23 protein-coding genes are annotated in these 25,661 nt (G+C 70.2%); 12 read left to right on the forward strand and 11 right to left on the reverse strand.

From position 1 onward, the window contains the following. Both ACH34S_RS13290 and ACH34S_RS13295 read right to left on the reverse strand, forming a co-directional pair. On the reverse strand, positions 1–861 hold the full coding sequence (locus ACH34S_RS13290) for a siderophore-interacting protein (protein WP_395952861.1): 861 nt from the start codon (positions 859–861) through the stop codon (positions 1–3). Continuing rightward, on the reverse strand, positions 858–989 hold the full coding sequence (locus ACH34S_RS13295; RefSeq protein WP_395952862.1) for a hypothetical protein: 132 nt from the start codon (positions 987–989) through the stop codon (positions 858–860). Before ACH34S_RS13295 ends, ACH34S_RS13290 begins: the two co-directional genes overlap by 4 nt. Before the next feature lie 485 nt (positions 990–1,474). Here ACH34S_RS13295 and ACH34S_RS13300 point away from each other — a divergent pair, with 485 nt between their 5' ends. After that, entirely contained in the window at positions 1,475–3,115 is a 1,641-nt protein-coding gene (locus tag ACH34S_RS13300) for a cytochrome bc complex cytochrome b subunit (RefSeq protein ID WP_395952863.1), read from the forward strand. A 4-nt stretch (positions 3,116–3,119) separates the two neighbouring features. On the opposite strand, the gene ctaD is transcribed toward ACH34S_RS13300, so the two are convergent. Then, the gene (gene ctaD, locus ACH34S_RS13305; protein WP_395952864.1) at positions 3,120–4,763 is read right to left on the reverse strand and encodes a cytochrome c oxidase subunit I; all 1,644 of its coding nucleotides are present in this window, start codon (positions 4,761–4,763) and stop codon (positions 3,120–3,122) included. Positions 4,764–4,862: 99 nt separating this feature from the next. Here ctaD and ACH34S_RS13310 point away from each other — a divergent pair, with 99 nt between their 5' ends. From ACH34S_RS13310 to ACH34S_RS13320, 3 genes are all read left to right on the forward strand, one after another. Beyond that, entirely contained in the window at positions 4,863–5,318 is a 456-nt protein-coding gene (locus ACH34S_RS13310; RefSeq protein WP_395952865.1) for a YbhB/YbcL family Raf kinase inhibitor-like protein, read from the forward strand. Between the two features lie 25 nt (positions 5,319–5,343). Continuing rightward, a complete protein-coding gene (locus ACH34S_RS13315; RefSeq protein ID WP_395952866.1) occupies positions 5,344–6,534 on the forward strand; it encodes a zinc-dependent alcohol dehydrogenase in 1,191 nt (396 codons plus the stop codon). Positions 6,535–6,629: 95 nt separating this feature from the next. Continuing rightward, entirely contained in the window at positions 6,630–7,016 is a 387-nt protein-coding gene (locus ACH34S_RS13320; protein WP_395952867.1) for a nuclear transport factor 2 family protein, read from the forward strand. Between the two features lie 36 nt (positions 7,017–7,052). Here the strand turns inward: ACH34S_RS13320 and ACH34S_RS13325 are convergent, their stop codons facing one another. Beyond that, entirely contained in the window at positions 7,053–9,149 is a 2,097-nt protein-coding gene (locus ACH34S_RS13325) for a catalase (protein ID WP_395952868.1), read from the reverse strand. A 241-nt stretch (positions 9,150–9,390) separates the two neighbouring features. Between ACH34S_RS13325 and ACH34S_RS13330 the strand changes: the two genes are divergently transcribed. After that, positions 9,391–9,747, forward strand: a complete 357-nt coding sequence (locus ACH34S_RS13330; RefSeq protein ID WP_132169899.1) for an Lsr2 family protein — start codon at positions 9,391–9,393, stop codon at positions 9,745–9,747. 20 nt (positions 9,748–9,767) lie between these two features. Then, a complete protein-coding gene (locus tag ACH34S_RS13335; RefSeq protein WP_395952869.1) occupies positions 9,768–10,097 on the forward strand; it encodes an Lsr2 family protein in 330 nt (109 codons plus the stop codon). Positions 10,098–10,281: 184 nt separating this feature from the next. Here the strand turns inward: ACH34S_RS13335 and ACH34S_RS13340 are convergent, their stop codons facing one another. Then, complete coding sequence (locus ACH34S_RS13340; protein WP_395952870.1) at positions 10,282–11,289, reverse strand: hypothetical protein; 1,008 nt, start codon at positions 11,287–11,289, stop codon at positions 10,282–10,284. 288 nt (positions 11,290–11,577) lie between these two features. After that, positions 11,578–12,537 carry an MBL fold metallo-hydrolase gene (locus ACH34S_RS13345; RefSeq protein WP_395952871.1) on the reverse strand — a complete coding sequence of 320 codons (960 nt, stop codon included), beginning with the start codon at positions 12,535–12,537 and terminating at the stop codon, positions 11,578–11,580. Positions 12,538–12,706: 169 nt separating this feature from the next. On the opposite strand from ACH34S_RS13345, the gene ACH34S_RS13350 reads away from it, so the two are divergent. The 4 genes from ACH34S_RS13350 (at position 12,707) to ACH34S_RS13365 (ending at position 16,046) form a co-directional block, all read left to right on the forward strand. Beyond that, positions 12,707–14,038 (forward strand): hemolysin family protein, encoded by a 1,332-nt coding sequence (locus ACH34S_RS13350; RefSeq protein ID WP_395952872.1) that lies wholly within the window; start codon positions 12,707–12,709, stop codon positions 14,036–14,038. Positions 14,039–14,188: 150 nt separating this feature from the next. After that, on the forward strand, positions 14,189–15,202 hold the full coding sequence (locus ACH34S_RS13355) for a CNNM domain-containing protein (RefSeq protein WP_395952873.1): 1,014 nt from the start codon (positions 14,189–14,191) through the stop codon (positions 15,200–15,202). A gap of 60 nt (positions 15,203–15,262) precedes the next feature. Continuing rightward, on the forward strand, positions 15,263–15,496 hold the full coding sequence (locus ACH34S_RS13360; RefSeq protein ID WP_395952874.1) for an RNA polymerase subunit sigma-70: 234 nt from the start codon (positions 15,263–15,265) through the stop codon (positions 15,494–15,496). Between the two features lie 4 nt (positions 15,497–15,500). Continuing rightward, positions 15,501–16,046 carry a Clp protease N-terminal domain-containing protein gene (locus tag ACH34S_RS13365; RefSeq protein ID WP_395952875.1) on the forward strand — a complete coding sequence of 182 codons (546 nt, stop codon included), beginning with the start codon at positions 15,501–15,503 and terminating at the stop codon, positions 16,044–16,046. Positions 16,047–16,064: 18 nt separating this feature from the next. Here ACH34S_RS13365 and ACH34S_RS13370 read toward each other — a convergent pair whose 3' ends face one another. The 5 genes from ACH34S_RS13370 to ACH34S_RS13390 form a co-directional block, all read right to left on the reverse strand. Beyond that, the gene (locus ACH34S_RS13370) at positions 16,065–16,877 is read right to left on the reverse strand and encodes a carbon-nitrogen hydrolase family protein (RefSeq protein WP_395952876.1); all 813 of its coding nucleotides are present in this window, start codon (positions 16,875–16,877) and stop codon (positions 16,065–16,067) included. Positions 16,878–16,895: 18 nt separating this feature from the next. Beyond that, complete coding sequence (locus ACH34S_RS13375; protein WP_395952877.1) at positions 16,896–19,403, reverse strand: DEAD/DEAH box helicase; 2,508 nt, start codon at positions 19,401–19,403, stop codon at positions 16,896–16,898. Between the two features lie 19 nt (positions 19,404–19,422). Continuing rightward, positions 19,423–19,554, reverse strand: a complete 132-nt coding sequence (locus ACH34S_RS13380) for a hypothetical protein (RefSeq protein ID WP_395952878.1) — start codon at positions 19,552–19,554, stop codon at positions 19,423–19,425. A gap of 162 nt (positions 19,555–19,716) precedes the next feature. Beyond that, positions 19,717–20,307 carry an HD domain-containing protein gene (locus tag ACH34S_RS13385; RefSeq protein ID WP_395952879.1) on the reverse strand — a complete coding sequence of 197 codons (591 nt, stop codon included), beginning with the start codon at positions 20,305–20,307 and terminating at the stop codon, positions 19,717–19,719. 10 nt (positions 20,308–20,317) lie between these two features. Continuing rightward, the gene (locus ACH34S_RS13390) at positions 20,318–24,460 is read right to left on the reverse strand and encodes a hypothetical protein (protein WP_395952880.1); all 4,143 of its coding nucleotides are present in this window, start codon (positions 24,458–24,460) and stop codon (positions 20,318–20,320) included. Between the two features lie 222 nt (positions 24,461–24,682). On the opposite strand from ACH34S_RS13390, the gene ACH34S_RS13395 reads away from it, so the two are divergent. Beyond that, positions 24,683–24,868 (forward strand): hypothetical protein, encoded by a 186-nt coding sequence (locus ACH34S_RS13395; protein WP_395952881.1) that lies wholly within the window; start codon positions 24,683–24,685, stop codon positions 24,866–24,868. Further along, positions 24,865–25,659, forward strand: coding sequence for an SDR family oxidoreductase (locus tag ACH34S_RS13400; protein WP_395952882.1), 795 nt, complete (start codon positions 24,865–24,867; stop codon positions 25,657–25,659). The genes ACH34S_RS13395 and ACH34S_RS13400 overlap by 4 nt, the downstream gene beginning before the upstream one ends. Positions 25,660–25,661: the final 2 nt, after the last annotated feature.

Below are 25,661 nucleotides of genomic sequence, written 5' to 3' on the forward strand. Positions count from 1 at the left end.
TCAGTGGTGGGGGGATTCGTGCTCGTCTTCCTCATCGAAGTCGGTGACGCCGCGCTTCCAGTAGCCGGTGATGTCGTAGTCGGCCCTGGCCAGCCGCAGCTCGTCGCGGACCCATCGGCGCAGGGGCTTGAGCGCTCCGGCCTCGCCGGCGAGCCACACGTACACCCGTTCGTCGCGCGGGACCTCGACCGACCGCACCGCGGCGGCGAGCAGGCCGGCGGCGCCGGGCGCGGCGGCGCCGTGATGCAGCCAGCGCACCTCGACCCCCTCCGGGGGGTCCAGCTCGATCTCCTCGCGCGCGTCGGCGACCTCGACGAACGCCCAGCCGCGGGCCGTGCGCGGGAGTTCCTCCATCCGCCGCGCTATGGCGGGCAGCGCGGTGATGTCGCCGCCGAGGAGGTAGCGGTCGTAGTGCGGCACGATCAGGCCGCCGGGCGGGCCCGCGACGTGCACGATCTCACCGGGGCGCACCGACCGCGCCCATGCGGCGCCGAGCCCCTCGACGCCTCCGGCCCCGTGCAGTGCGATGTCGATGTCGAGTTCCCGGCCCGCCGGGTCGTAGCGGCGCACGGTGTACTCGCGTGAGGTGGGGGCGGGGCGGGGCCAGCGCAGTACGTCGCCGTCGCGCTCGGGCAGCCGCAGGCTGCCGTCCGCTTCGGGGAAGATCAGCTTGACGTGCTCGTCCGGTGCGTGCGACTCGAACCCGTCGATGCCCGGCCCGCCCAGCGTGACCCGCACCAGGCCGGCGCCGACCATGCCGGTGCGAAGCACCACGGCCGCGCGGACGCGGGTCGGATAGCGGACCTTCGCGGGTACGGTGCCCGCCCGCACCTCGGCGATCCTGGTCAGGTGCCCGGTCACCGGTCCGCCCCCGTCGGCGCGGGCACGCGGAGCGCGGACGGCGCGTGGGACGAGCCGGGCGGATACACGGCTAACAGGTCGGCGGCGCGGTACACAGGCAGGGGGCGCACCTTCATGGATACCGACACGGGGGAGCTTCCTTCCTTGAAGTTAGGTTAGGCTAACCTAATATCAGCGCGCGACGAAGGGGCGATCGAGCGCGCGGCATGGAACCGCCGTTGACGTGGGCGTTCTGCATGGCGATGTGCCGGACGCGATCGGAGGCCAATGCCGAATACGGCCACGGCCGCACCGATGTCACGGCTCGCACCCGCGGCCGATGCCTTCTCGCCGGCCGCGGCTGATCCGCTCTCCGGCAGCGCCATTCCGGCCTCCTCGCCATTAGGTTAGCCTCGCCTAAGTTAGCGATCTCTCGGCCGGACGTACACCCCCTATCGGACAATCCCCCCAAAGCCGCACCACGCTCCGCCCGGCATGGAAAGGCGGCGGGCGTTGGAGCATGATCGTCCGCCGCCGGACGGCGCTCCATCTGGGGCCCCGGACCCCCGCGTTTGCGCTATCCGGCCTCGGGTACCCGGCCTGCGAACCGGTGCTCGGCCAGGGGAGATGCTCGATGGCGGTTCGGAAGGGCGGCGCGAGGGCCGAGCGACTCCAGCGGCTCGCGTGGGGCGTCAACGATCGGCTCGGCTCCACGGAGTTCCTGCACCGCAACATCGGGAAGGCGTTCCCGAAGCACTGGTCGTTCCTGCTGGGCGAGATCGCGCTGTACTCGTTCATCGTCCTGCTGATCACCGGCGTGTACCTGACGCTGTTCTTCAAGCCGAGCGGCGCGACGGTCGTCTACGACGGCTCGTACACGCCGCTGAACGGGCTGACCATGAGCGAGGCGTACGCGTCCACGCTGCACATCTCGTTCGACGTGCGGGGCGGGCTGCTGATGCGGCAGATCCACCACTGGGGGGCGCTGATCTTCCTCGCGGCGATCACCGTCCATCTGATGCGGATCTTCTTCACCGGCGCGTTCCGCAAGCCGCGGGAGGTCAACTGGCTGATCGGCGTGACGCTGTTCGCGCTGGCGCTGGCCGAGGGGTTCGCCGGGTACTCGCTCCCCGACGACCTGCTGTCCGGCACCGGCCTGCGGATCATGCAGGGCATCGTGATGTCGATCCCCCTCGCCGGGACGTATCTGAGCCTGTGGATGTTCGGCGGCGAGTTCCCCGCGAGCGAGACGATCCTGCCGCGGCTGTTCTCCGTCCACATCCTGCTGATCCCGGGGCTGCTGCTCGCGCTCATCACCGCGCACCTGATGATCCTCTGGCATCAGACGCACACGATCTGGCCGGGCCGGGGACGACGCGAGCGGTCGGTGACCGGCGAGCCGACGTTCCCGAACTTCGCCGTGCAGAGCGCCGCGTACTTCCTCTTCGTGTTCGGCGTCCTGGCCGGGCTGGCGGCGTTCGTGCAGATCAACCCGATCTGGCTGTACGGGCCGTACGAGCCGGACCAGGTCTCGGTCGGCTCGCAGCCCGACTGGTACGTCGGCTTCCTCGAAGGCTCGCTGCGCATCATGCCGCCGCTGTCGACGACCGTGTTCGGGCACACGGTCTCGTGGAACGTGCTGCTGCCCGCCGTCGTCCTGCCCGGGGTGTTCCTCACGCTCATCGCGCTGTACCCGTTCGCAGAGCGCTGGGCGACGGGAGACGAGCGCCTCCACCACCTCCTCGACCGGCCGCGCAACGCCGCGACCCGGACCGCGATCGGCGCGGCGGTCATCGCCTGGTACGGCAACCTGTGGGCGGCGGGCGGCAACGACGTCCTCGCGTACGTGTTCGGCATCCCGCTGTTCTGGACGACGTGGTTCTTCCGCGTGGGCTTCTTCGTCGCGCCGCTGCTCGCGTTCACCGTCACCCGGCGCGTCTGCCTGAGCCTGCAGCGCCGCGACCTCCAGCAGCGCGTGGCGGGCGTGGAGAGCGGCCTGATCAGGCTGAGCCCCGAAGGCGGGTTCCACGAGCGGCATGAGCGGCCGTCGGACGAGCAGGCGGCCCTTCTGCGGGCCCGGCAGCCGGGCGAGCTCGTGGCGCCCTACCCGCACCACGTCATCCCGCTGCCGACCCCGGACCGCGCCCGCACGCAGGTCCGGACGCGCGTCAACCGCTTCTACCTCAACTACCAGAGCGAGTCGCAAGGCGGTGGCCAGGGCGACCTCAGCCACGACGGGCAGCGCCCGGACGGGCAGCGCCGGGACGCCGAATAGGGCCTCACGAGCCCTTCGGCGGGTAGCGCAGGTCGAACGCGGGACGGATCGACCGGATCTGCGGCATCGTCGTGAAGTTGTGCCGTGGCGGCGGGCAGGACGTCGCCCACTCCAGCGAGCCGCCGGTGCCCCACGGGTCGTCCACGCCGACCTTCTCGCCGCGCCGCCAGGTGCGCAGCACGTTCCACAGGAACGCGAACGTCGAGGCCCCCAGCACGAACGACCCGGCCGACGAGATGAAGTTCAGCGTCGCGAACTGCTCGGGGTAGTCGGCGTAGCGGCGCGGCATCCCCTCCGCGCCGAGCCAGTGCTGGACGAGGAACGTCGTGTGGAACCCCACGAACAGCGTCCAGAAGTGGATCTTGCCCCAGGTCTCGTTCAGCATCCGGCCCGTCATCTTCGGCCACCAGAAGTAGAACCCGCCGAACATCGCGAACACGACGGTGCCGAACAGGACGTAGTGCAGGTGCCCGATGACGAAGAACGAGTCGGTGAGGTGGAAGTCCATCGCCGGGGACGCCAGGATCACGCCGGTCAGCCCGCCGAACAGGAACGTCGTCAGGAACCCCACCGCGAACAGCATCGGCGTCTCGAACGTCAGATGCCCCTTCCACAGCGTCCCGACCCAGTTGAAGAACTTGATCCCGGTCGGGACGGCGATCATGAACGAGGTGATCGAGAAGAACGGCAGCAGCACCTGGCCGGTGGCGAACATGTGGTGCGCCCACACCGTCATCGACAGCCCCGTGATCGCGATGGTGGCGCCGACCATGCCGAGGTAGCCGAACAGCGGCTTGCGCGCGAACACCGGGATGATCTCGGTGATGATGCCGAAGAACGGCAGCGCGACGATGTAGACCTCGGGATGGCCGAAGAACCAGAACAGGTGCTGCCACAGCAGCCCGCCGCCATGCGCGCCGTCGTAGATGTGCGCGCCGAGCCTGCGGTCGGCCTCCAGCGCGAACAGCGCGGCGGCCAGCACCGGAAACGCGATGATCACCATCAGGCCGGTGAGCAGCGTGTTCCAGCAGAAGATCGGCATCCGGAACATCACCATGCCGGGGGCGCGCATCCCGATGATCGTGGTGATCAGGTTGACCGCGGTCAGCGTCGTGCCGACCCCGGAGATGATCAGCCCCATGATCCACATGTCGGCGCCGCGGCCGGGCGAGAACGTCTCCGACGTCAGCGGCGCGTAGGCGAACCAGCCGAAGGCCGCCGCGCCGCCCGGCATCAGGAACCCGCCGAGGACGATCAGCGAGCCGAACAGGAACAGGTAGTAGGTGAGCGCGTTCAGCCGCGGGAACGCCACGTCCGGCGCGCCGATCTGCAGCGGGACGATCACGTTCGCGAACCCGAGGAACAGCGGCGTCGCGAACAGCAGCATCATGATCGTGCCGTGGATGGTGAACAGCTCGTTGTACTGCTGGTTGTTCATCACCTGCCGGCCCGGCTCCAGCAGCTCGGCGCGCATCAGCATCGCCATCAACCCGGCGATCAGGAACATCGCGAACGAGGTCGTCAGGTACAGGTAGCCGACCATCTTGTGGTCGGTGGTCGCGAGGACGTGGCTGATCCTGGTGCCTTTGCGGTGCCGCGCGAGCGCGTCGGCGACGCTGGTGTCGTCCCTGCCCCGCACGGCCGTCATCCGGCCCTCCCCTCCCATGTCCCGTGCTCCGCGTCCGGGCCCACCGGGCACATGCCCCGCAGCCCCGTTTCAAACGCCGTCATCGGGCACGACGGGACCATGGAGGAGATCTCGCTACGGAGCCCCGCATTCGCCGATCACGAGCCGATCCCGCCGGCGTACTCGCACGAAGCGGGCGACCTCTCCCCCGAGCTGCGGTGGTCGGGAGTGCCGGCGGCGTGCCTGGAGCTCGTCCTGACGTGCGTGGACCCGGACGCGCCCGGCGGCACGTTCGTGCACTGGATGCTCGGCGGCATCCCGCCCGAGCGTGACGGGCTCGCGGAGGGCGAGGAGCGTCCGCGCATCGCCCGCGGCCGCAACGACTTCGGCGACAACGGCTACGGCGGCCCGCACCCGCCGCCCGGCGACCCGCCGCACCGCTACGTCTTCACCCTCTACGCGCTGCGCAGGCCGTCCGGCCTGACCTCCGGGTTCTCGGCGGACGACCTGCGCGCGTCCCTGAAGGACGACGACGTGCTCGCCTCCGCGTCCCTGGCCGGCACCTACGCCCGCTGATCCGCACCCTTTCTTGGAGGACACGATGAAGGCTGTCACCTGGCACGGCAAGCGCGACGTCCGCGTCGAGCAGGTGCCCGACCCCGAGCTCAAGGAGCCGGACGACGCGATCATCAGGGTGACCTCGTCCGGGATCTGCGGCTCGGACCTGCACCTGTACGAGGTGCTCGGGCCGTTCCTGAGCGAGGGCGACGTCCTCGGCCACGAGCCGATGGGAATCGTCGAGGAGACCGGCCCCGAGGTCACCCACGTCAAGCCCGGCGACCGCGTGGTCATCCCGTTCAACATCTCGTGCGGCCGCTGCCACATGTGCAACATGCGGCTGTACGCGCAGTGCGAGACGACGCAGGTCCGCGAGCAGGGCATGGGCGCCGCGCTGTTCGGCTACACCAGGCTGTACGGGCAGGTCCCGGGCGGGCAGGCGGAGTACCTGCGCGTCCCGCAGGCGCACTTCGGGCCGATCAAGGTGCCGGAGGGCCCGCCGGACGAGCGGTTCGTGTACCTGTCCGACGTGCTGCCGACCGCGTGGCAGGCCGTCGATTGGGCCGACATCCCGGACGGCGGGACGGTCGCGGTGCTCGGCCTCGGGCCCATCGGGCAGATGGCGTCCCGCATCGCCCGCCATCATGGCCACCGCGTGATCGCGATCGACTTCGTGCCGGAGCGGCTGGAGATGGCGCGGCGGCACGGCATCGAGGTGATCGACGCCGACGACGCCGACGACGTCCCGGACGCGGTCCGGCAGCTCACCGGCGGCCGCGGTCCCGACTCGGTGATCGAGGCGGTCGGGATGGAGGCGCACGGCTCGCCCGGCGCCAAGTTCGCGCAGACCCTCGCCGGGCTGATGCCGGGCGGCGCCGCCGCGCCGCTGATGTCGCGGGTCGGCGTCGACCGGCTCGCCGCGCTGACCGCCGCGATCGAGATCGTCCGGCGCGGCGGGACGATCTCCGTCATCGGCGTCTACGGCGGGATGACCGACCCGCTGCCGATGATGCGGATGTTCGACAAGGGCATCGCGCTGCGGATGGGCCAGGCGCACGTCAAGCGGTGGATCGGCGACCTGCTGCCGCTGGTGTCCGACGACGCCGACCCGCTCGGCGTGCTGGACCTGGCGACGCACCGCTGGCCGCTGGACAAAGCGCCGCTCGCCTACGAGATCTTCCAGAAGAAGCAGGACGGGGCGATCAAGGTGCTGCTCCAGCCCGCCACCGCCTGAACGGGGCCCGCGCCCGAACCGCGCTTGATCGCGAATCGGGCCCGCTCCCTCTAGGCTTGCCCGCGACTCCCCGGGCGAGCATGGAGGTGGGCCCGATGCACCCGTTCCGCGCGGCCATCGAGAAAGGCGACCTCGCCGCCCTCCCGGCGCTGCTGGCCGAGGACGTCACGTTCCTCAGCCCGGTCGCGTACGCGCCGTACCGGGGGCGCGCGGCGGTCTCGGCGATCCTGCGCGCGGTGACGCGGGTGCTCACCGACTTCCGCTACGTCCAGGAGATCGGCACCGGACGCGACCACGCGCTGATCTTCAAAGCGCGGGTCGGCGACCGCGAGCTCCACGGCTGCGACTTCCTGCACCACGCCGACGACGGGCTGATCGACCAGTTCTGCGTCATGGTCCGGCCGCTGTCGGGCGCGCTGGCGCTGTCGGAGGCGATGGCGGTCGAGTTCGAGGCCGTCAAGCGCGAGCTGGGCCTGGCCTGACGGCCCCGAACTCCCCCACCGGGCGCCCGCCGGGTGTCAGGCGGGGACGTGCGACTTGGCGCGCGTCCAGTGCCGGTGGGCCTTGACCGCGTCGATCAGCTTGGCGGAGAAGTCGCCGCCCGGCCCGTGGCCGGTGACGACGCCCGTGTCGCTGACCGCCGTGTCGCCGGACGCGAGCTCCACGCCCGTGATCCCGGCGCGCTCCAGCAGGCCGATGCCCGCGTCGAGGGCGCCGATCGCCTTGCAGTGCACGAACGCCTCGGCGACGAAGTGGACGGCGTCGCCGTCCTGCGCGAGCGCCCGGACGCTCTCCTCGCCCCCGGGCACGAGCACCGCGTCGTACAGCACGGACGCCATGGTCGGCATCGCGCGGGTGACCTCGACCTGGCCGCCGTTGGCCGCCTGGACGAACCCGTCCTTCGCGGCGAGGATCTCGCAGGCCGCGCCCGCGTCCTTGAGCGCGCCGCCGACCGCGGCGACGGCGGCCGAGTCGACGCCGTCCGCGGCCAGGATCGCGATCTTGCGGCCCTGGACGGAGCCGGGCGCGTTCCCCTGGCTCAGCGCGGGCGAGCTGCGCCCGTGGTTGGCCGACACCGGCGCCTTCGGCGGCTCCACCCCGACGCCGTCCGCGACCTGGCGCGCCAGCTCGTGGTCGACGTGGTTGAGCTGCTCGACGACGCCCGCGCGGATGTGCTTGTGCTCGCATTTGCCCAGCTCGAACCGGAACGCTCCGACGATGTGCTCCTTCTCCCAGTCGGTCATGCTGTTCCAGAACAGCGTCGCCTGGGAGTAGTGGTCCTCGAAGCTGTCGCTCCGCTTGCGGATCTTGTAGCCGTCCACCCGCTCCGCGTAGTGGGTGAACGAGCCCTCGCCGCCGACGGCCGGGCAGCCGCCCGACAGCGTGTTCTTGTGGTAGCTCGCCTGCCCCTGGTGGACGTCCATCTGGTGGTAGCCGTCGCGGTGGTGGTTGCGGACGTCGGCGACCGGCCGGTTGACGGGGATCTGCGGGAAGTTCGGCCCGCCGAGCCGGATCAGCTGCGTGTCCAGGTAGGAGAACAGCCGCGCCTGGAGCAGCGGGTCGTTGGTGAAGTCGATGCCGGGCACGACGTTGGCGATGTGGAAGGCGACCTGCTCGGTCTCGGCGAAGAAGTTGTCGGGATTGCGGTCCAGGGTCAGCGTGCCGACCGGCCGCACCGGGACCTCCTCCTCCGGAATGATCTTCGTCGGGTCGAGCAGGTCGAAGCCGAACCTGTGCTCGTCCTCGGCCGCGACGAGCTGCACGCCGAACTCGTATTCGGGGAAGTCGCCGGCGGCGATCCGGTCCCAGAGATCGCGGCGGTTGAAGTCGGGGTCCTTGCCGGCGATCTTCTGTGTCTCGTCCCAGGCGAGCGAGTGGGTGCCGAGCTTCGGCTTCCAGTGGAACTTCACGAACGTCGGCTGCCCGTCGGCGTTGACGAGCCGGAACGTGTGGACGCCGAATCCCTGCATCATCGCGAAACTGCGCGGAAGCGCCCGGTCGGACATCAGCCACATCATCATGTGCATCGTCTCGGGCTGCAGTTGGACGAAGTCCCAGAGGGTGTCGTGCGCGGACGACGCCTGCGGGATCTCGTTCGGCGGCTCGGGCTTCACCGCGTGCACGAAGTCGGGGAACTTGATGCCGTCCTGGATGAAGAAAACGGGCATGTTGTTCCCGACGAGGTCGAAGTTCCCCTGCCGCGTGTAGAACTTCGTCGCGAAGCCGCGGACGTCCCGGACGGTGTCGGCCGAACCGCGCGATCCGGCGACCGTCGAGAACCGCACGAAAACCGGCGTCGTCCGCGAGGTGTCGGTCAGGAATTCGGCGGTGGTGTAGGCGGCGAGCGACTCGTGCAGCCGGAAATGGCCGTAGGCACCCGCGCCGCGCGCGTGGACGACCCGTTCCGGGATCCGCTCGTGGTCGAAATGGGTGATTTTCTCACGGAGATGGAAGTCGTCCATCAGGGAGGGGCCGCGTTCGCCCGCCGACAGCGAGTTGTCGGTGTCGTCGACCCTGATTCCCTGATCGGTGGTGAGCCGCGTGCCTTCCGGGCTCACCCGCCGGTGCTCCAGCTGGTCCTGCTTCCGGTCCTCCCGGTCGGCGGGATCGACCATGTTTCGGCTCCTTCTCGGCGAATTGGCGCGCTGCTGATGCCACTGTTGGTGCCCGCTACCCCCCGATCGACCGGACATGCGCCCTTTGACCGGAACTTGGGCGTGCCGCGGCGGCGCGACACGCGCGTGCCCTCTACCGGCGGTTCCACCTGCCACGGCGCGTCCCGGCGCGCTGCCCGGTACCTTGATCCGCTACGGTCGGGGGCGCCGCGCAGGCGAGGGGAAGGAACACTGAGTACACATGGCCGAGAAGGTCATTCGGGTGGACGACATCGACGGCTCCGAAGGGGCCGATGTCGCAAAGCGGGACTTCGAAGTCCTGGGCCGGACGTTCACGATCGACTTGAGCGACGACAACTTCAAGCGCCTGAACGAGATGCTGGACGCGCTCGCGCCCTTCATCGAGAACGCCGCCGAGGTGAAGCCCGCCGGGAAGGGCCGCAAGTCCCGCACCGCGAAGATCAAGGGCTACACGAACGGCGATGTCCGCGCGTGGGCATTGCGAAGTAACATCGAAGTCTCTGAACGTGGCAAGATATCGGATGAGGTCTATGCTGCATTCATCGACGCACATCCGGACGCGAGGCCGGACGCATAGCAAGAAGAGGGAGTCCCCGCATGGCACAGAAGGTCGAAGTCCTTCTCGTGGATGACATCGACGGCGGCGAGGCTGACGAGACCGTCAGCTTTTCCATCGATGGCACCGCATACGAGATCGACCTGAGCAAGAAGAACGCCAGCAAGCTGCGCAACGGCCTGGAGCCGTTCGTGGCCGGTGCCCGCAAGGCGCGCAAGCCCGCCGGTCGCGGCGTCCGCGCCGCCCGCACCGCCGGCAGCCGCGAACGGTCCGCCGAGATTCGCGAGTGGGCGAAGAGCCGCGGCATCAAGGTCAATGAGCGGGGCCGTATCCCCGCCAATGTGATCGAGCAGTACGAGGCCGCGCACTAGCACGGCCGGCCGCGACGCCACCGGCGTTCCGGCGCACACCCGGGGCCGGGGCGGTGGGATATCCCACCACCCCGGCCCTTGCGTACACAACGGGCAAATCGCCTTTTCTAGTCCGCATTCGGCGGGAATGGTGCGCGACACACCACAATGAGCGCCCTTGCCCCTACTCGGCGGGGAGCATCGGCTACTCGGCGGGGAGCCTCAGCTCGTGCCCGGCGCGCAGCGCGCTCGTGACGCGCTCCCGCAGCGCCCGTTCCGCGCGGTGCGCGTCCTCGGCCATGCCGCGGATCTCCGCGCCCGCCATCTCGTCCCCGACGGTGCTCGCGAGCAGGTCCCGGTACCGGGCGTTCTGCTCGGGCAGCTCCCGCAGCACCCGTGACTCGTGGTAGGCGTCGTCGGCCTCGCCCGCCCGGCGCGCGTACGCCTCCAGCGCCTCGATCCGCCGGGTGACCGAGCGGACCGACAGCTCCAGGGCGCGGTCCTGCGGTTCGAGCATGGCCCGGACCCGCGGGGAGAGCCGCTCGGGCTGCTGTGCGCGGCGCTCCCGGCGCAGCCGTGTGTGCTCGGCCAGCGCGGCCGCGATCGCCCATTCCTGGCGCGGCAGGACGACCGCGTTGTTGACGTCGTCCAGCAGCCCGGCGCCGTGCGCCTGCGACCCGAGGACGGCGTCGATGGCCCGCTGGGCGCGGACGAGGAGCCGCGACGCGGGCCGGTCGAAGTCGCCGGGCAGCAGGTAGGAGCCGTGATGCTCGCGGGCGGCGCGCGCGGCGGCCGGTTCGCGGACGTGCCGCAGCGCCCCGGCGACCCAGCCGCCGAAGCTCGCCGCCGCGAGGACGGCGGCGACCTCGGTCTGGCCCAGCAGGAGCAGGAGGACCTGCAGAGCCGGGGTGAGCATCATCGCGGCGACGGGCAGCCGTCCCCAGCGGGCCGCGCCGCCGACGAGCTCGTCCCCGTCGAGCGAGGCGAGGAAGAACACCCGGAGCCAGCCGCCGGGCAGGACGCCGTAGAAGAACGCGAACGCCGGGATCCACACCAGCCGCGCCGCGACGGTGGCCGGCCGGAGCCGGGGCCGCGGCGGGCGCGGACCGCACGCCGCGACGAGCAGCTCCGGGGCGGCGGCGAGGGCGGCGCGGTCGTCTCCGGAGATGCCGGGGTCGAACACCGGACGGGGGCGGCTTTCCTCTTTGAACACTTTTCATCCTCGGTGGACACGCGAGGTCAGGTCATGGTGGGACAGGCCGGATGAAAAATGTTCAATCATCGGCACTCCCCACCGCGTGGGAAACCTGTATGTCGAGCGAAGCGAACCGGCGGGTGCGGGTCGTCCCCGGCACGTGGCGGGCGCCGGGGCCCGGTTCCGACCCTAAGCAAGCGGGGTCGGCTCTCTCCAGATTGTCACGAGATCTGGACATCGGCCTTTGACGTGGGCGTCAGACCGTTCTTGCCGAATTGGTCCTCGGGGAGGGCCCGGCCGGCCCGGCTAGTCCTGGAGGCGGGCCCAGACCTCGCGGTCGCGTTCGGCGGTCCAGATCCGGGGGCGTTCGACGCCGTCCAGCTCGTCCCAGAGGCGGGCGACGTCGAACGGGAGGCAGTGCTCGAAGATCGGCCAGCGGCCGTAGGCGGGCGCGAGCGCGGCGTGGACGGCGCCGAACGCGTCCTTGAGCGTCCCGCCGCGCACCCGCACGTTGTTCGTCTCGCGCATCATCGTGGCCAGGAAGTCGCGGGTCTGGCCGATGGCGGCGTCGGCGGCGTCCCGGCCGTGCGCGACGGCGCCGCGCCCGCCGACGAGCGTCTCGGCGCCGAAGGAGGCGACGTGGTCGAGCGTCCCGGACGCCCAGTCACGGTGGAACGCGTCGCCGGTGTAGAGCGCGGCCTGCGTCTCGACGAGGTCGCCCGCGAACAGGATCCGGTGCCGGGGCAGCCACGCCACGAGATCGCCCTCGGTGTGGCCGCGCCCGCAGTACGCGAGGTCGAGGTCGCCGCGGCCGCCGCCGAGGTCGATGGTGAGCGTCCGGGAGAACGTCACGGTCGGCCAGGTGAGGCCGGGGATGCCGTCGGGGTCCTTGAACAGCCGCGGCATCCGGCCGTACTCCGACTCCCAGTCCTCCTTGCCGCGCTCGGCGATCAGCGCGCGGGTCAGGTCGTGCGCGATGATCACCGGCGCGCCGAACGCGCTGGCGCCGAGCGTGCGGACCGCGTGGTAGTGCGACAGCACCAGGTAGCGGATCGGCTTGTCGGTGTGCTCGCGCAGCACGGCGAGCCAGTCGCGGGCGGCGGCCGGTGTCGCGAGGGCCTCGAAGCAGACGAGGAAGTCCTCCCCCTCGACGGCCCCGACGTTCGGGTCGCCCTCGGCGGTGAGCGCGTACACCCCTTCGGCCAGGACCTCCAGCGTCTGCGTCTTGCCGCCCAGATCTGCGGACGACGCGAACGGTCTGGGCATGGGCGCCCCTCTCGAACTCGTGGCCGCGGCCTCTGCTCGTCCCTGATCCACTCCCCCGGCTTCATTCCACACACGGCGGTCGATAACCGTCCAAACGACTGGTGGGGGGATAAGCCCGCCGGAAGGGTAAGAGGATCTTGCACAACCCCCGCGACGGAGGGAGGGCCGGGTGAACGCGGCGCTCGGGCTGCTGGCCGTCCTCGTGCTGACGGCCGCGACCGGCTACTTCGTGGCGCAGGAGTTCGCGTACGTCACCGCCGACCGGGCGCTCCTGGACCAGCGCGCCGCCGACGGCGACCGGGCGTCCGCGCGGGCGGTGCGGGTGATGCGGCGGCTGTCGTTCATGCTGTCCGGCGCACAGCTCGGCATCACGGTCACCGCGCTCGTCGTCGGGTTCATCGCCAAGCCCGCGCTGGCCGACCTGATCTCCCCGGCGCTGCGGGCGGGCGGGGTGCCGGACGCGGCGTCCGGCGGGATCGCGGTGGCGGTCGGGTTCGGCCTCGCCACCGTGGTCCAGATGATCCTGGGCGAGCTGTTCCCGAAGAACCTGGCGCTGGTCAGGGCGGAGCCGATGGCGCGGGCGCTGGCCAGGTCCACGCTGATCTACCTGGCGGTGGCGGGCCCGCTGATCAGGCTATTCGACGCCGCCGCGAACCGGCTCGTCCGGGCGGCCGGGATCGAGCCGGTGGAGGAGCTGCACCACGGCGCGACGCTGCAGGAGCTCGGGCACATCATCGGCGAGTCCGGCGAGAAGCTGCAGGCGGGGCACGCCGACCTGCTGGAGCGGGCGCTCGTGTTCTCCGAGCGCGACGCCGAGGAGGTCATGGTCCCGCGCGTGGACGTGGTGACCGTCCCGGCGTCCGCGCGCGCCGCCGAGCTGAGCGAGGTGATCTCCGCGTCCGGGCACTCCCGCTACCCGGTCGTGGGCGAGAGCGTCGACGACCTCGTCGGCGTCGTCGGCCTGGAGGAGCTGATCCTGCTCGGCCCGGACGAGGCGGAGCGCACCACCGTCCGCGACATCGCCAGGGCGCCACTGCTGCTGCCGTCCTCGCTCCCCCTGCCGGACGTGCTGACAAGGCTGCGCGCCGCCGACGCGCCGATCGCCTGCGTGATGGACGAGTACGGCGGCTTCGCGGGCCTGGTGACCTGGGAGGACGTCGCCGAGGAGCTGGTCGGGGAGATCGCCGACGAGAACGAGCCCGGCGAGGACCTCGCGATCCGCACCGGCGAGTGGTGGACGACGGACGCGGGCCTGCGCATGGACGAGGTCGCCCACGAGACCGGCATCGCGCTGCCCGAGGGCGACTACGAGACAGTCGCGGGCCTGCTGCTGAAGCGGCTCGGCCGGGTCGCGCGGCCCGGCGACGTCGTCACCGTCGACCTGCCGCCGACCCGCCTGGACGAGCCCGCCCGGACCGCGTTCATCGAGGTGCTCACCGTCCACCGGCACGTGCCGGAGCTGATCCGCATCCGCGCCGAGATCATTGAGGAGGAGCGGTGACCGGAGCGGAGCGAGGATCACCGCTCCGACCATCCGGGGGCCTGGGGGTCGCCCCCCAGAAGGGCAGGGAGCGGTGACCGGAGCGGAGCGACAATCATCGGTCCGACCATCCGGGGGCTTGGGGGTCGCCCCCCAGAAAGGCAGGGAGCGGTGAGCCTCACGCTGGGCGCGGTCGTCACCCTCGCGCTCCTGATCGGCAACGGCTTCTTCGTCGCCACCGAGTTCGCGCTGGTCGCGGCGCGGCGCCCCCGCCTGGAGCGGGCCGCCGCGCGGGGCGGCCGGGCCGCGGCCGCCGCCATCGCCGGGATCGACGAGCTGTCGCTGACGCTGGCCGGGGCGCAGCTCGGCATCACGATGTGCTCGCTCGGCCTCGGCCTGGTCTCCGAGCCGGTGTTCGCGGCGACGCTCACGCCGCCGATCCACGCCGCGGGCCTGCCGGACGGCGCCGCGCACGCGGTCGCGTTCGTCCTGGCCTTGGCGATCGTCACGTTCCTGCACATGGTCGTCGGGGAGATGGCGCCGAAGTCGTGGGCGATCACCGCGCCGGAGCGCTCGGCGACGCTGCTGGGGCTGCCGTTCCGCGCGTTCGCGACCGTCGTCCGCCCGCTGCTGGCCGCGCTGAACGGCACGACGAACCTGCTCCTGCGCATGATCCGCATCGAGCCGGCCGACTCGCGGGAGGTGTCCCGGACGCCGGAGCAGCTGCGCAGCATCGCGCAGGACTCGCGGCGCCTCGGGCTGATCGAGGAGAGCGAGCTGTCCCTGCTCACCGCCGCGCTGGACGCACCGCGCGCCCCGCTGGCCGGGCTCGTCGTCCCGGTCTCCCAGATCGTGTCGGTGCCGGCCGGGGCGACCCCGCAGGAGATCATCGACACCGCCGCCCGCACCGGCCGTCTCCGGATCATGCTGCGGGACGCGGGGAGCGAATCCCTCATGGTGCACGTCCGCGACGCCTACCTGGCCCGTGCCCGCGGCCGCCGGATCGCGGCCCGCGAGATGGCGCATCCGGTGCCCGCGGTGCCGATCGGCACGCCGGTCGGCGAGGCGGTCGCGGTCCTGAAGCGCCATCACAGCCATCTGGGCCTCGCCATGGCACCGGACGGCCGCGTGGCCGGGCTGATCAACCTGGACGACCTCCTGACGACTCTCCTGGCCGTCCGCTGATCACCGCGAAGGCGTCAACATGGGTTGACATCGGCGCCGATGTCAACCTACATTGACGCCATGAGCGATGGAGTGACGCTCGCCCAGGAGGCGAGCAGCCGGGATCCCTCGGTCGGGCTGCGGGCCGTCCGGGCGCTGCGCGAGCTGGCCGAGCGGCTGGAGGCCCTCCAGGTCGCCAACGCCCGCGACCAGGGCTATTCCTGGCAGGACATCGCGGTCTGCCTCGGCGTGAGCCGGCAGGCCGTCCACAAGAAGCACGGCGGCAAGCGCCGCATTCTCAAGAAGGAGGACTAGCGCGATGTTCGAGCGTTTCACCGACGGCGCGCGGAGGGTGGTCGTCGACGCCCAGGCGGAGGCGCGGGAACTGCGGCACCATCACATCGGCACCGAGCACCTCCTGCTCTCCCTCCTGAACGGCGGCGGCGAGATCACCCGCGCCGTCGCCGAGCACGGGCTGGACGCCTCCGGCCTCCGGGCCCGGATCGTCCGGAAGAGCGAGGACCCGCTCGATCCCGAGGCGCTCAGCATGCTCGGCATCGACCTGGACGCCGTCCGGGAGGCCACCGAACGGACCTTCGGGCCCGGCGCCCTGGACCTTCCCCCCGGCAGGAGCCGCGGCCCCAAGGGCCACGTCCCCTTCACACCGAAGGCCAAGAAGGCCCTTGAGCTGAGCCTCCGGCACGCGATCAGGCTGAAGCAGAAGGCGATCCACGAAGGGCACATCCTGCTCGGCCTGCTGCACGACGACGAGTTCCTGTCGGTACGGCTCGCCACCGAGGCCGGGGTGGACGTCCCGGCCCTGCGCGCCCAGATCGAACGCCTGACGACGTCCAGAGCGGCGTGACCCCGGCGGCCTGGCAGCTCAGCCGCGCGGAGGCTCGGCCAGGGTGACCGCGAAGCGGCGGAGGCTGAGCGCCGGGTTCTTCTCCCGGACGGCCGCGACGCGCTCCGGCGACACCTCCGCGGACGCGACGCCGGTCCCCTCCCCGAGCCCGGCCGTCACCACGCCCATCGGGTCGACGATCATGCTGTTGCCGGCGCCGGTCGGGGCGCACTGCCCGGCGGCGGCGACGTAGATGGTGTTCTCGATCGCGCGGGCCCGGACGAGCGTCCGCCAGTGGTCCTCCTTCAGCGGCCCCGGCACCCAGTCGGCGGGCAGCGCGAGGACGTCGGCGCCCGCGTCGACGATCCGCCGCGTCACCTCGGGGAACCGGACGTCGTAGCAGGTCTGCAGGCCGAACGTCACACCCTCGACGGCGAACGTCTCCGGGTCGCCGATCTCGCCGGGCCGGACCAGCGCCGACTCCTTGTAGCCGAACGCGTCGTACAGGTGCATCTTGCGGTACTCGGCGACGACATCGCCGCTCGGGCCGAAGGCCAGGAGCGTGTTGGAGATGCGGCCGGGCTCGTCCAGCCGCTCGTTCACCCCCGCGACGACGTGCACGCCGAGCCGCCCGGCCAGCTCGGCGAGCCCGGCGGCGAAGGGGCCGTCGAGGGGCTCGGCCGAGTCGAGGAACCGCTCGTCCAGCTTCGGCGCCGTGAACATGGCGAACTCGGGGAACACGACGACGTGCGCGCCGCGGCCGGCCGCGTCCTCCGCGAGCTTGCGGATCGCCGCCAGGTTCTCGTCCTTGTTGACACCGGGCGCGAACTGCGCCACCGCCACGTGCACCATGCCCATCCCTTCCTTGCGTTACAAGCGGTCGACGCCGGTCACCCGGATGACGGCCTCGCCCTCCTGGTCGGAGCCCGCCAGGTCCACCTCGGCGGAGACGCCCCAGTCGTGATGCCCCTCGGGGTCGTCGAACACCTGCCGGACGCGCCACAGCGCGTCGTCGGGGACCTCTTCGATCTGCAGCAGCTTCGGGCCCCGCGCGTCCGCGCCGGTGAACAGCTCGTCGTGCTCGGCGAAGTAGCCGTCCATCGCGTCCCGCCAGGCGTCGGCGCCGAAGTCCGGGTCGAGCTCGCCGAGCTCGGCGTAGCGCTCCAGCGCCGCCAGCTCCACCCGCCGGAACATCGCGTTGCGGACCAGCACCCGGAACGCCCGCACGTTCGCGGTGACCCGCGTGACGCGCTCCTCGATCGGCTCGTCCAGGTCATCGTCGGAGGGGTTGGCGAGCTGCTCCCACTCGTCCAGCAGGCTGGAGTCGACCTGCCGGACCAGCTCCCCCAGCCACTCGATCAGGTCGATCAGATCATCGGTCTTGATCGACTCCGGGACGGTCTGCTGCAGCGCCTTGTACGCCCCCGACAGGTACCGCAGGACGAGCCCCTCACCCCGCGCGAGCTCGTAGAACCCGATGTACTCGGTGAACGTCATCGCCCGCTCGTACATGTCGCGGACCACGGCCTTGGGACGCAGCGGATGGTCCCCGACCCACGGATGCCCGGCCCGGTAGATCTCGTAGGCGGCGTCGAGCTCGTCCTCCAGGGGCTTCGGGTGGTCGACGTCCTGGAGCAGCTCCATCCGCTCCTCGTACTCGATGCCCTCGGCCTTCATCTCCTGGACGGCCTCGCCCTTGGCCTTGTTGACCTGCGCCGCGAGGATCTGCCGCGGGTCCTCCAGCGTCGCCTCGATCACCGACAGGACGTCCAGCGCGTACGACGGCGAGGACGGGTCGAGGATCTCGAACGCGGCCAGCGCGAACGTCGACAGCGCCTGGTTGAGCGCGAAGTCCTCTTGCAGATCGACGGTGATGCGGGCGTAGCGTCCCATGTCGTCGGGCTCGGGCAGCACCTCCACGACCCCGCCCGCGAGCAGCGACCGGTAGATCGCGATCGCCCGCGAGATGTGCTTCCGCTGCGCCGCGGGCTCCTCGTGGTTGTCGGTCAGCAGCCGCTTCATCGCCTGGAACGCGTTGCCCGGACGGGCGATCACCGACAGCAGCATCGCGTGGCTGACCTGGAACCGGGACCGGAGCATCTCCGGCTCGGCCTCCTGCAGCTTCTTGAAGACGTCCTCGTCCCACCCGACGAACCCCTCGGGCGGCTTCTTGCGCTGGACCTTCCGCCGCTTCTTCGGGTCGTCCCCGGCCTTGGCGAGGGCCTTCTCGTTCTCCACCACATGCTCGGGCGCCTGCGCGACGACGAACCCGACCGTGTCGAACCCGGCCCGCCCGGCCCGCCCCGCGATCTGGTGGAACTCCCGCGCGCGGAGCCGCCGCACCCGGTGCCCGTCGTACTTGCTGAGCGCGGTGAACACCACGGTCCGGATCGGGACGTTGACGCCCACGCCCAGGGTGTCCGTCCCGCAGATGACCTTCAGCAGCCCGGCCTGTGCGAGCCGCTCCACCAGCCGCCGGTACTTGGGCAGCATCCCCGCGTGATGCACCCCGATCCCGTGCCGGACGAACCGCGACAGGTTCCGCCCGAACTTCGTCGTGAACCGGAAGTTCCCGATCAGCTCCGCGATCCGCGCCTTCTCCGCCTTCGTGCACACGTTGATGCTCATCAGCGACTGCGCCCGCTCGATCGCCGCCGCCTGCGTGAAATGCACCAGATACACCGGGGCCTTCTGCTCGGTGAGCAGCTCCTCGATCGTCTCGTGCAGCGGCGTGACGCGGTAGTCGTAGATCAGCGGGACGGGCCGCTCGGCCGACGTCACCAGCGCGGTCGGGCGTCCCGTCCGCCGGGCCAGGTCCTTCTGGAAGAACGTGACGTCGCCCAACGTGGCCGACATCAGCAGGAACTGTGCCTGCGGCAGTTCCAGCAGCGGGATCTGCCATGCCCAGCCGCGTTCGGGCTCGGCGTAGAAGTGGAACTCGTCCATGACCACGACGCCGATGTCGGCTTGGGCGCCGTCCCGCAGCGCGATATTGGCCAGCACCTCCGCCGTGCAGCAGACGATCGGCGCGTCCGCGTTGACGCTGGCGTCGCCGGTCATCATGCCGACGTTGTCGCGCCCGAACATCTCGCAGAGGTCGAAGAACTTCTCCGACACCAGCGCCTTGATCGGCGCGGTGTAGAACCCGACCTGGTCCTTGCCGAGCCCCGCGAACAGCGCCCCCGCCGCCACCAGGCTCTTTCCCGATCCGGTCGGCGTGGACAGGATCACGTTCGCGCCGGACACGACCTCGATGAGCGCTTCCTCCTGCGCGGGATACAGCGTGATCCCACGCCCCGACACCCACCGTTCGAACGCCTCGAACAGCGAGTCGGCGTCGGTGTCGTTCCCAGAGGGCAGCTCATCGATAAGGCTCACCCCTCCATCCTGCCCCCGATCACCCACTGCCCGCGTCACCCCCGCCCCGCCGGCGCCGCCTGCCGAGGATCGCCGCCGCGATCCCGATCCCGGCCGCGACCACATTGAGCATCCCGCCGATCACCGGCGCCATCGCCACCACCGTCTGCATGACCCCTCGCTCCCGTTCCCGTACCGGACGAACGGGCTCATGCTGACCCGGCTTCATCGGCCGTGGCCGTGCGCCGCTGTGACCTGTCGTGTGCGCTCCCCAGATCAGTCCGCTGACCTGGACGTACTCCGGAGAAGAGCGCACACGGGCGCACGCCGGGGGTCACACGATGGCGTGGCCGCGGTCGGCTGCGAGCGCGGCGAGATCGGGCTCCCCGAAGTCCTCGCGCATCGCCTGGAACATCGCGATCTTGTGCTCCCCGAACCGCCGCGCCCAGACGATGTAGGAGCCGGCCGAGACGAAGGTCGGCGGATCGGTCTTGCTGTGAAACCTGTCCGCGTACGCCACAAGCCGTTCCTCAGCGGACTCGGCGAGGTAGTCGGCAACGGGTATCGGGAGCTTCTGCCGCTCGATGTCATCCCGCGTGAGCCCGGTGTGGCAGGAGCAGAACCGGCAGATCACCTCGGGAAAGCCTTCGCCGCGCAGTAGCTCATGACCGAGCAGGCCGTGCTTGATGTAGTTCGTGTGGTCGAGCGCCCCGGCCGCGTCGTAGAGCCGGTAGACGCCGATGTCGTGCAGCAGGCACCCGGCCCGGACGAGATCCTTGTTCACATCGAACCCGCCGCCGTCCATGATCTGCTCGGCGATCTCGCACACGATCGCGCAATGCGTCCAGACCAGCTCAAAGGCGTCCGCAGTCGGCGCATACCGCTCGTGCAGGGCTCGGATCTCGGCGTCCGTGGGAATCCTCACCTAGGTGAGGCTACGGCCTGGGAAGTCTTTGCAGGGCCTGCGCGACGATCTCGTCCAGTGGCAAACAATTCACCCCCAGCCACCGCAACCGCTCCGCTACCTCCCTGACGCCCATGCCGGTCTCGTGCGCCATCCAAGTCAGCTTCCGCAACGAGACTGGTTCCTTTGGGCCGAGCCAGGAAGATGTGCAATTACGCAGAAGGGTGAGATCGTTCGGGTCTGAAGATTCCGGGAGGTCGGCCGGGACCGAAAACCCGCAGGCCGCGAGCCGGTCCGCCGTCTCCCGCAATCCGATTCCAAGGTCCGCCGAACATTCCGCTACATGCGCGCGGGGGAGCGGAACATCTGCCGCCATGTGCCGGAGAGCATTCAGCAGATCACTGGAAAGCTCTGAGAAGTTGATGCGATCCGGAAAGTCAAGCACCTCACGGGTGGGCACCGCGAAGCCGTAATCGGCGAGTCGGGCGGCTATTTGAGCTGGGTCCTTGTCCACCTCAGCACTGAGGGTCAGTATCCGGTGAAGGGGGATCTCGTCACCGGCGGACAACGGCGCTGCCCAACCATGTCCATGATGGCTCAGCAACCGCAAGTCACCGACATGAAGATGGGTCGGAAGTCTCACCGGAACCGGAACGCCATATTCCCGCAGCCGCGCGGCCACCTCAGAAATAGGGATATCAAGCTCGGAAGCCGCCAGAGCGAGGTGAATCGGCGGCAGCGGCGCGGTGGCATCGAAACTGTCTCGTTCCTCACCGGTAAGGCGCCAGCGGAACAGTTGCCGATCCTCTGCAGAAGGGCGAGCCGGCAGCGCGAGAGCGTCGACCCGAAACCCATAATCGATCAGCCTTGCGCATACGTCGGACACCGGCAGGTCCAAGTCCCGTGCGCATGCGACCAGATGGCTCGCAGGGATCGAAGAGCCATCGGAAATCGGGTTCTGGCGACCGTCCCAGAATAGCAACCTCAGGTCGACAGACTGTACTGGAAGGGCAGATAGAACCTCCGCCCGCACACAAAAGCCATAGCCCTCAAGGCGCTGCTGCAATTGTGGAACATCGACGCCGTGCTCTAGCGCGATCGCCACGAGGTGGCCGATGGGAACGACCTCAGTTCGCTTCCACCAGGGCGGACTGCCGTCTCCTTCAGTGCTGAGAAGTGTGAGATCCACTTTCGACGCATGACCGCCCGGAAAGCGATCCGGGTCGACTTCATGGACGCCCAACTCCACCGCGCGGCGTGCTATGTCCCGTGGCCGAGCGCCGGTGAGGAGAGCCATCCAGACCACATGCCCCGGACAGTGCCGCAGATCTTCAAAGGCCCACCACATTCTTCCGAACAACTCCGCTGGCCATCCAGACGTGCTGGTTCCGAACAGCAGGACGTCGGAAGGCCGCGCACGGCGGACCGGCCCCGGGTCGGCGATACCGAGTTCCGACAGTTGCGGACCCAATCGATGAGCGGCCATGCGCCAAAGCAGGACATGATCAGGTACATCATCTTCGAAGCTCTCTCCCCAGGGCCCTGCGAAAGCGGACTCGCTGTGCACTCGCCTGGTACCCCGGTCGCCGCCCAGGACGAGCTCGGAGTCCTGAAGGAAACAGCCGACGCGGGCGACATCCAAGGTGCCTTCGCGCGTCGCGATGGACGCACCGGAGACGGCGGCCGCCTCACTGATGAGGTCCCCCAGTCTCGGGTTCGTCGCCGTGACGTCGCTGAGCCAGTGCACATCCAGCAAGTGGCTCCCTGCCGAGATCAGTTCAGCGACCGCCGACGAGAGCAGTTCCTCCGCCTCGCTGGAAACGTCGGAAAGGACTCGCCGGCGGTCCACGGAAAGCCGTTCGGGCGCATACCTGCCGACGAGATTGACGACCACGCCGCGCAGGGTCCCGTCTCCCGGCCCGGCGAACACTCCATGGTGGACGGCGGGCTGAACGTGGATGCCGTCGACCAGCAGGCCCCCGCCCTTCTCGCACCACACGACCTGGCCGGCCACGTCGCCCTTCCCCGCCACGAGTTTGCCGTGCGCATCGAGGCCGTCCGTTTCCCAGGCCGGCCGCGCGCGACGCTGCAGTTCGCCGGGTCTCCAGATTTCGCGCTGCGAGTCATGCTCGGCCACCGTCCGGAATTCGGCGATGCCGAGGACGCGGCGCAATTCATCGACGCAGGACGGAGCTTCCTCGTTCTCACGCAGGTACAGCTTCACCGAGGTCCCCGGGGAACGGTCGGCGGGGAGGTGCTCGATGCGGAACAGATGGCCCGGGCCGAAGATCGAGACCTTCAGGGTGGGGTGCGGGCGATGACCGCGGTCCAAGGGCCGGGTGACGACCTCGATCTCGTCGGCGATCATGAAGTAGCCGAGGACGCCGATACCGAAGCGGCTGTTCGCGTGGAACGGTATGGGAGGGTCGGCGTTCTTCCATTCAGCGGACTCGATCAGGAACTCGGTGGTGTCGGTGAAGCGGCTGCCGGCCTGGGCGAAGACATCGGTGAGGACGGCCTCCGTCATGCCGATGCCGTTGTCGCGGCATTCAAGGTAGGCGCGGCCGTTCTCGTCCACGCCTTGGGTGAACCAGATGCGGCCCTTCCACTCGTCCTGCCAATCGGCCTGGCTGCGGTAGGCGTGGCGCGCGCGGCGGTATCGGCAGGCGTCGAGCGCGTTCTGGTACAGCTCGCGAACGGCCAGACCGCGATCCTGATAAAGCTGCTCCCCCATCAGCAGGTCTTGGACACGCCGTTCTTCCAGCCGGAATCGGCTGACGCGCTGAAAAAGCAGGCGTCCGTCATCGTCGGTGCCCGGCCTGACGTCGTCGGCGGACGCGCGAGCCGGCAACTGCGTGAGCACCTGCAACGTGGCATGGTCTCCGCAGCCTTGCCTGATCGTGTGCAGAAGGGCGTCCACCTGGTTCGCGTATTGGCGCAATCCTTCGAGTTCCGCAGGGTGATGGCAGTCCACGCGCAGCACAAGGCAGTCCGACTGGAGCACCCATTTCGCTCGGCTCATCGCCGTTTCCCTCAGCTCGGCGAGATCGACCGGATCGGGGATTCCCAGGTGGCGGACCACTATGTCCGGCAGCCGGGCCAGGTCGAGCGTGAGGGCGTAGGCGACCGTGAGGAGCTGACCGATCAGCAGTTCCCGGACGTGCTGCTCATGCGGCTCGCCCACGAAGAGGACCGTCTCGAACTGCGGCGCGTTCTTGCGGTCCGTGTCGCCGAGTTCGGAGAGGTCGCGGCGCAGCGCGGCGAGAAATCGCTGGACGGTCTTGGCGTCCAGCACCTCATCTCGCATGCGATCGTCCGCGATCTCCATCTCGTTCAGCAGTTCGCGTACGGCCCCCAGCGCGTAGGCGCCTGGGAAGCGGGCCGCCCAGCGGTGGAACAGCCACCAGCCGATCTCGTCGGCGGCCGAGTCGCGATCCGGGAGGCTCCGGGCCTGTGCTCGGTCTACCAGCTCCCGCTGGCCGGCGAGGAACGCCTCAAACTCGCGACGGCGTGGGCCCTCGCCCACCTCGGTGCGGAGGTCGAGCGGGTCGATCTCGCGGAGTGCGGCGAGCGTCCTGACCATATGCGTGTGGTGCACGAGCGGCACCAGGACCAGCAACGCGGCCTCGGCAGGCGGCAAATCGCGCAGCGACTTCGCGAATCGTTCGCGCAGGAGCCAAGCCGCCCACTTGCCGAACCGGGTGGCGAGTTCCGGGTCGAGCCACGGGTCGTCCGCCAGGGTCGCCTCCGCATTCCCGCCCAGGACGCCCAGCCGCCCCGCGATGTCGATCGCCGCGTCCTTGAAGGCGGAGGCGTCGCGCTGCGCGTCGACCAGCTCCCACGCGAAGTGCCCTTTGACGTGGGCGGCCCATGGATGCGGCTCCGGCTTGGCGGGCGGGGCTTGCGCGAAGAGCCGGACGGCGGTGCGAGCGTCGTCCTCTCCCCCGCCGAGCGCCCGGACCAGATCCCGGAGCTGCCGTTCATCCGTGGGTCGGCCCAAGCCTCGAAGGAGGTTGTTGACGCGCGTGCGCGACTTCAAATGCATCTTGTCCGCGATGACCTGGAGGCTCTTCCGGCCGTTGTCGATGTAGACCGTTTCGAGGAGTTCGAGCAGTTGCCGGTAAGGGCCGTCCTCAGGCCACGCCTTCCGGTCGATGCGATGCCCACCCGCCACGTCCACCTCCGTCGCCCTAAAAGCGTATCTACACGGCCCTTGCGCACGTCGGTCATTGGTCGAGCCTGAGGTCAGCAGGCGCGACCCTTATCGCAGCGTCAGCAGCGTCTTCCACCTCATCGGACGCAAGCCGGGGTTTAGGGCGGGCTGTCCGGCAAGGAACGTCCGGGATGGGACGAGCCCCAAGGGAAGCGGGGCCACCCGAGGGAAGGGGGCAGGGCCATGGGGAAGAAGGGCGAGCCCGCGGAGCCCGAGCCGGGCGCGAGTTCGGGGCTTGAGGAGCAGCCGCACGAGCGGGTCGTTCCGGGGACGGACAGCGCCGCCGAAGGCTACGAGTCGGACGCCGAGAGCGGCACCCGGGAAGGCGATCCGATCGCCGGGGTCGAGCGGGACGCGGACGAGTCGTGACCTACGACCGGATCGCGGTGATCACGGGTGCCGATTCGGGGATCGGGAAGGCGACGGCGGTGGCGCTGGCCGGGAGGGGGTTCGATGTCGGGATCACCTACCGGACCGACCGCGAGGGGGCCGAGGGGACGGCGGCGGAGGTCGTGGAGGCGGGACGGCGGGCGGCCGTCCGGCGGCACGACCTGACCGGCCCGGAGCAGGCGGCCGGGGCCGTCGACGAGCTCGCCGACGAGCTCGGGGGCATCGGGGTGCTGGTCAACAACGCCGGGACGGGGAGCATGCGGCCTCTCCTCGACATGGAGTTCGGGGAATGGCGGGAGGTCCTCTCGGTCGATCTGGACGGCGCGTTCGTGTGCGCCCAGCGGGCCGCCCGCCGGATGGTCCGCAGGGGCGAGGGCGGGCGCATCGTCAACGTGACGAGCGTGCACGAGGAGTATCCGCGGGTCGGGGCGGGGCCGTACTGCGCCGCGAAGGGCGGCCTGAAGATGCTGGCCCGGACGCTGGCCCTGGAGCTGTCCGAGCACGGGATCACGGTGAACACGGTGGCGCCCGGGGAGATCGCCACGCCGATGACAGGGCAGCACGACCAGCCGCCGGAGCCGGACAGCCGGGCCGGGTATCCGCTGGCCCGGCCCGGCCACGCCCGGGAGGTCGCCGAGGCGATCGCGTTCCTCGCCGGGCCGGAGGCGTCCTACGTCACCGGGGCCTCCCTGTTCGTCGACGGCGGGCTCGGCCTCATGGGCCCGCAGGCCGCCGGAGCCCTGGAGTCGTCCGGATGGCGCGAGGGCTGAGG

Origin of the sequence: Actinomadura sp. 3N508 (assembly GCF_044326375.1) — a bacterium.
Taxonomy (GTDB): domain Bacteria; phylum Actinomycetota; class Actinomycetes; order Streptosporangiales; family Streptosporangiaceae; genus Spirillospora.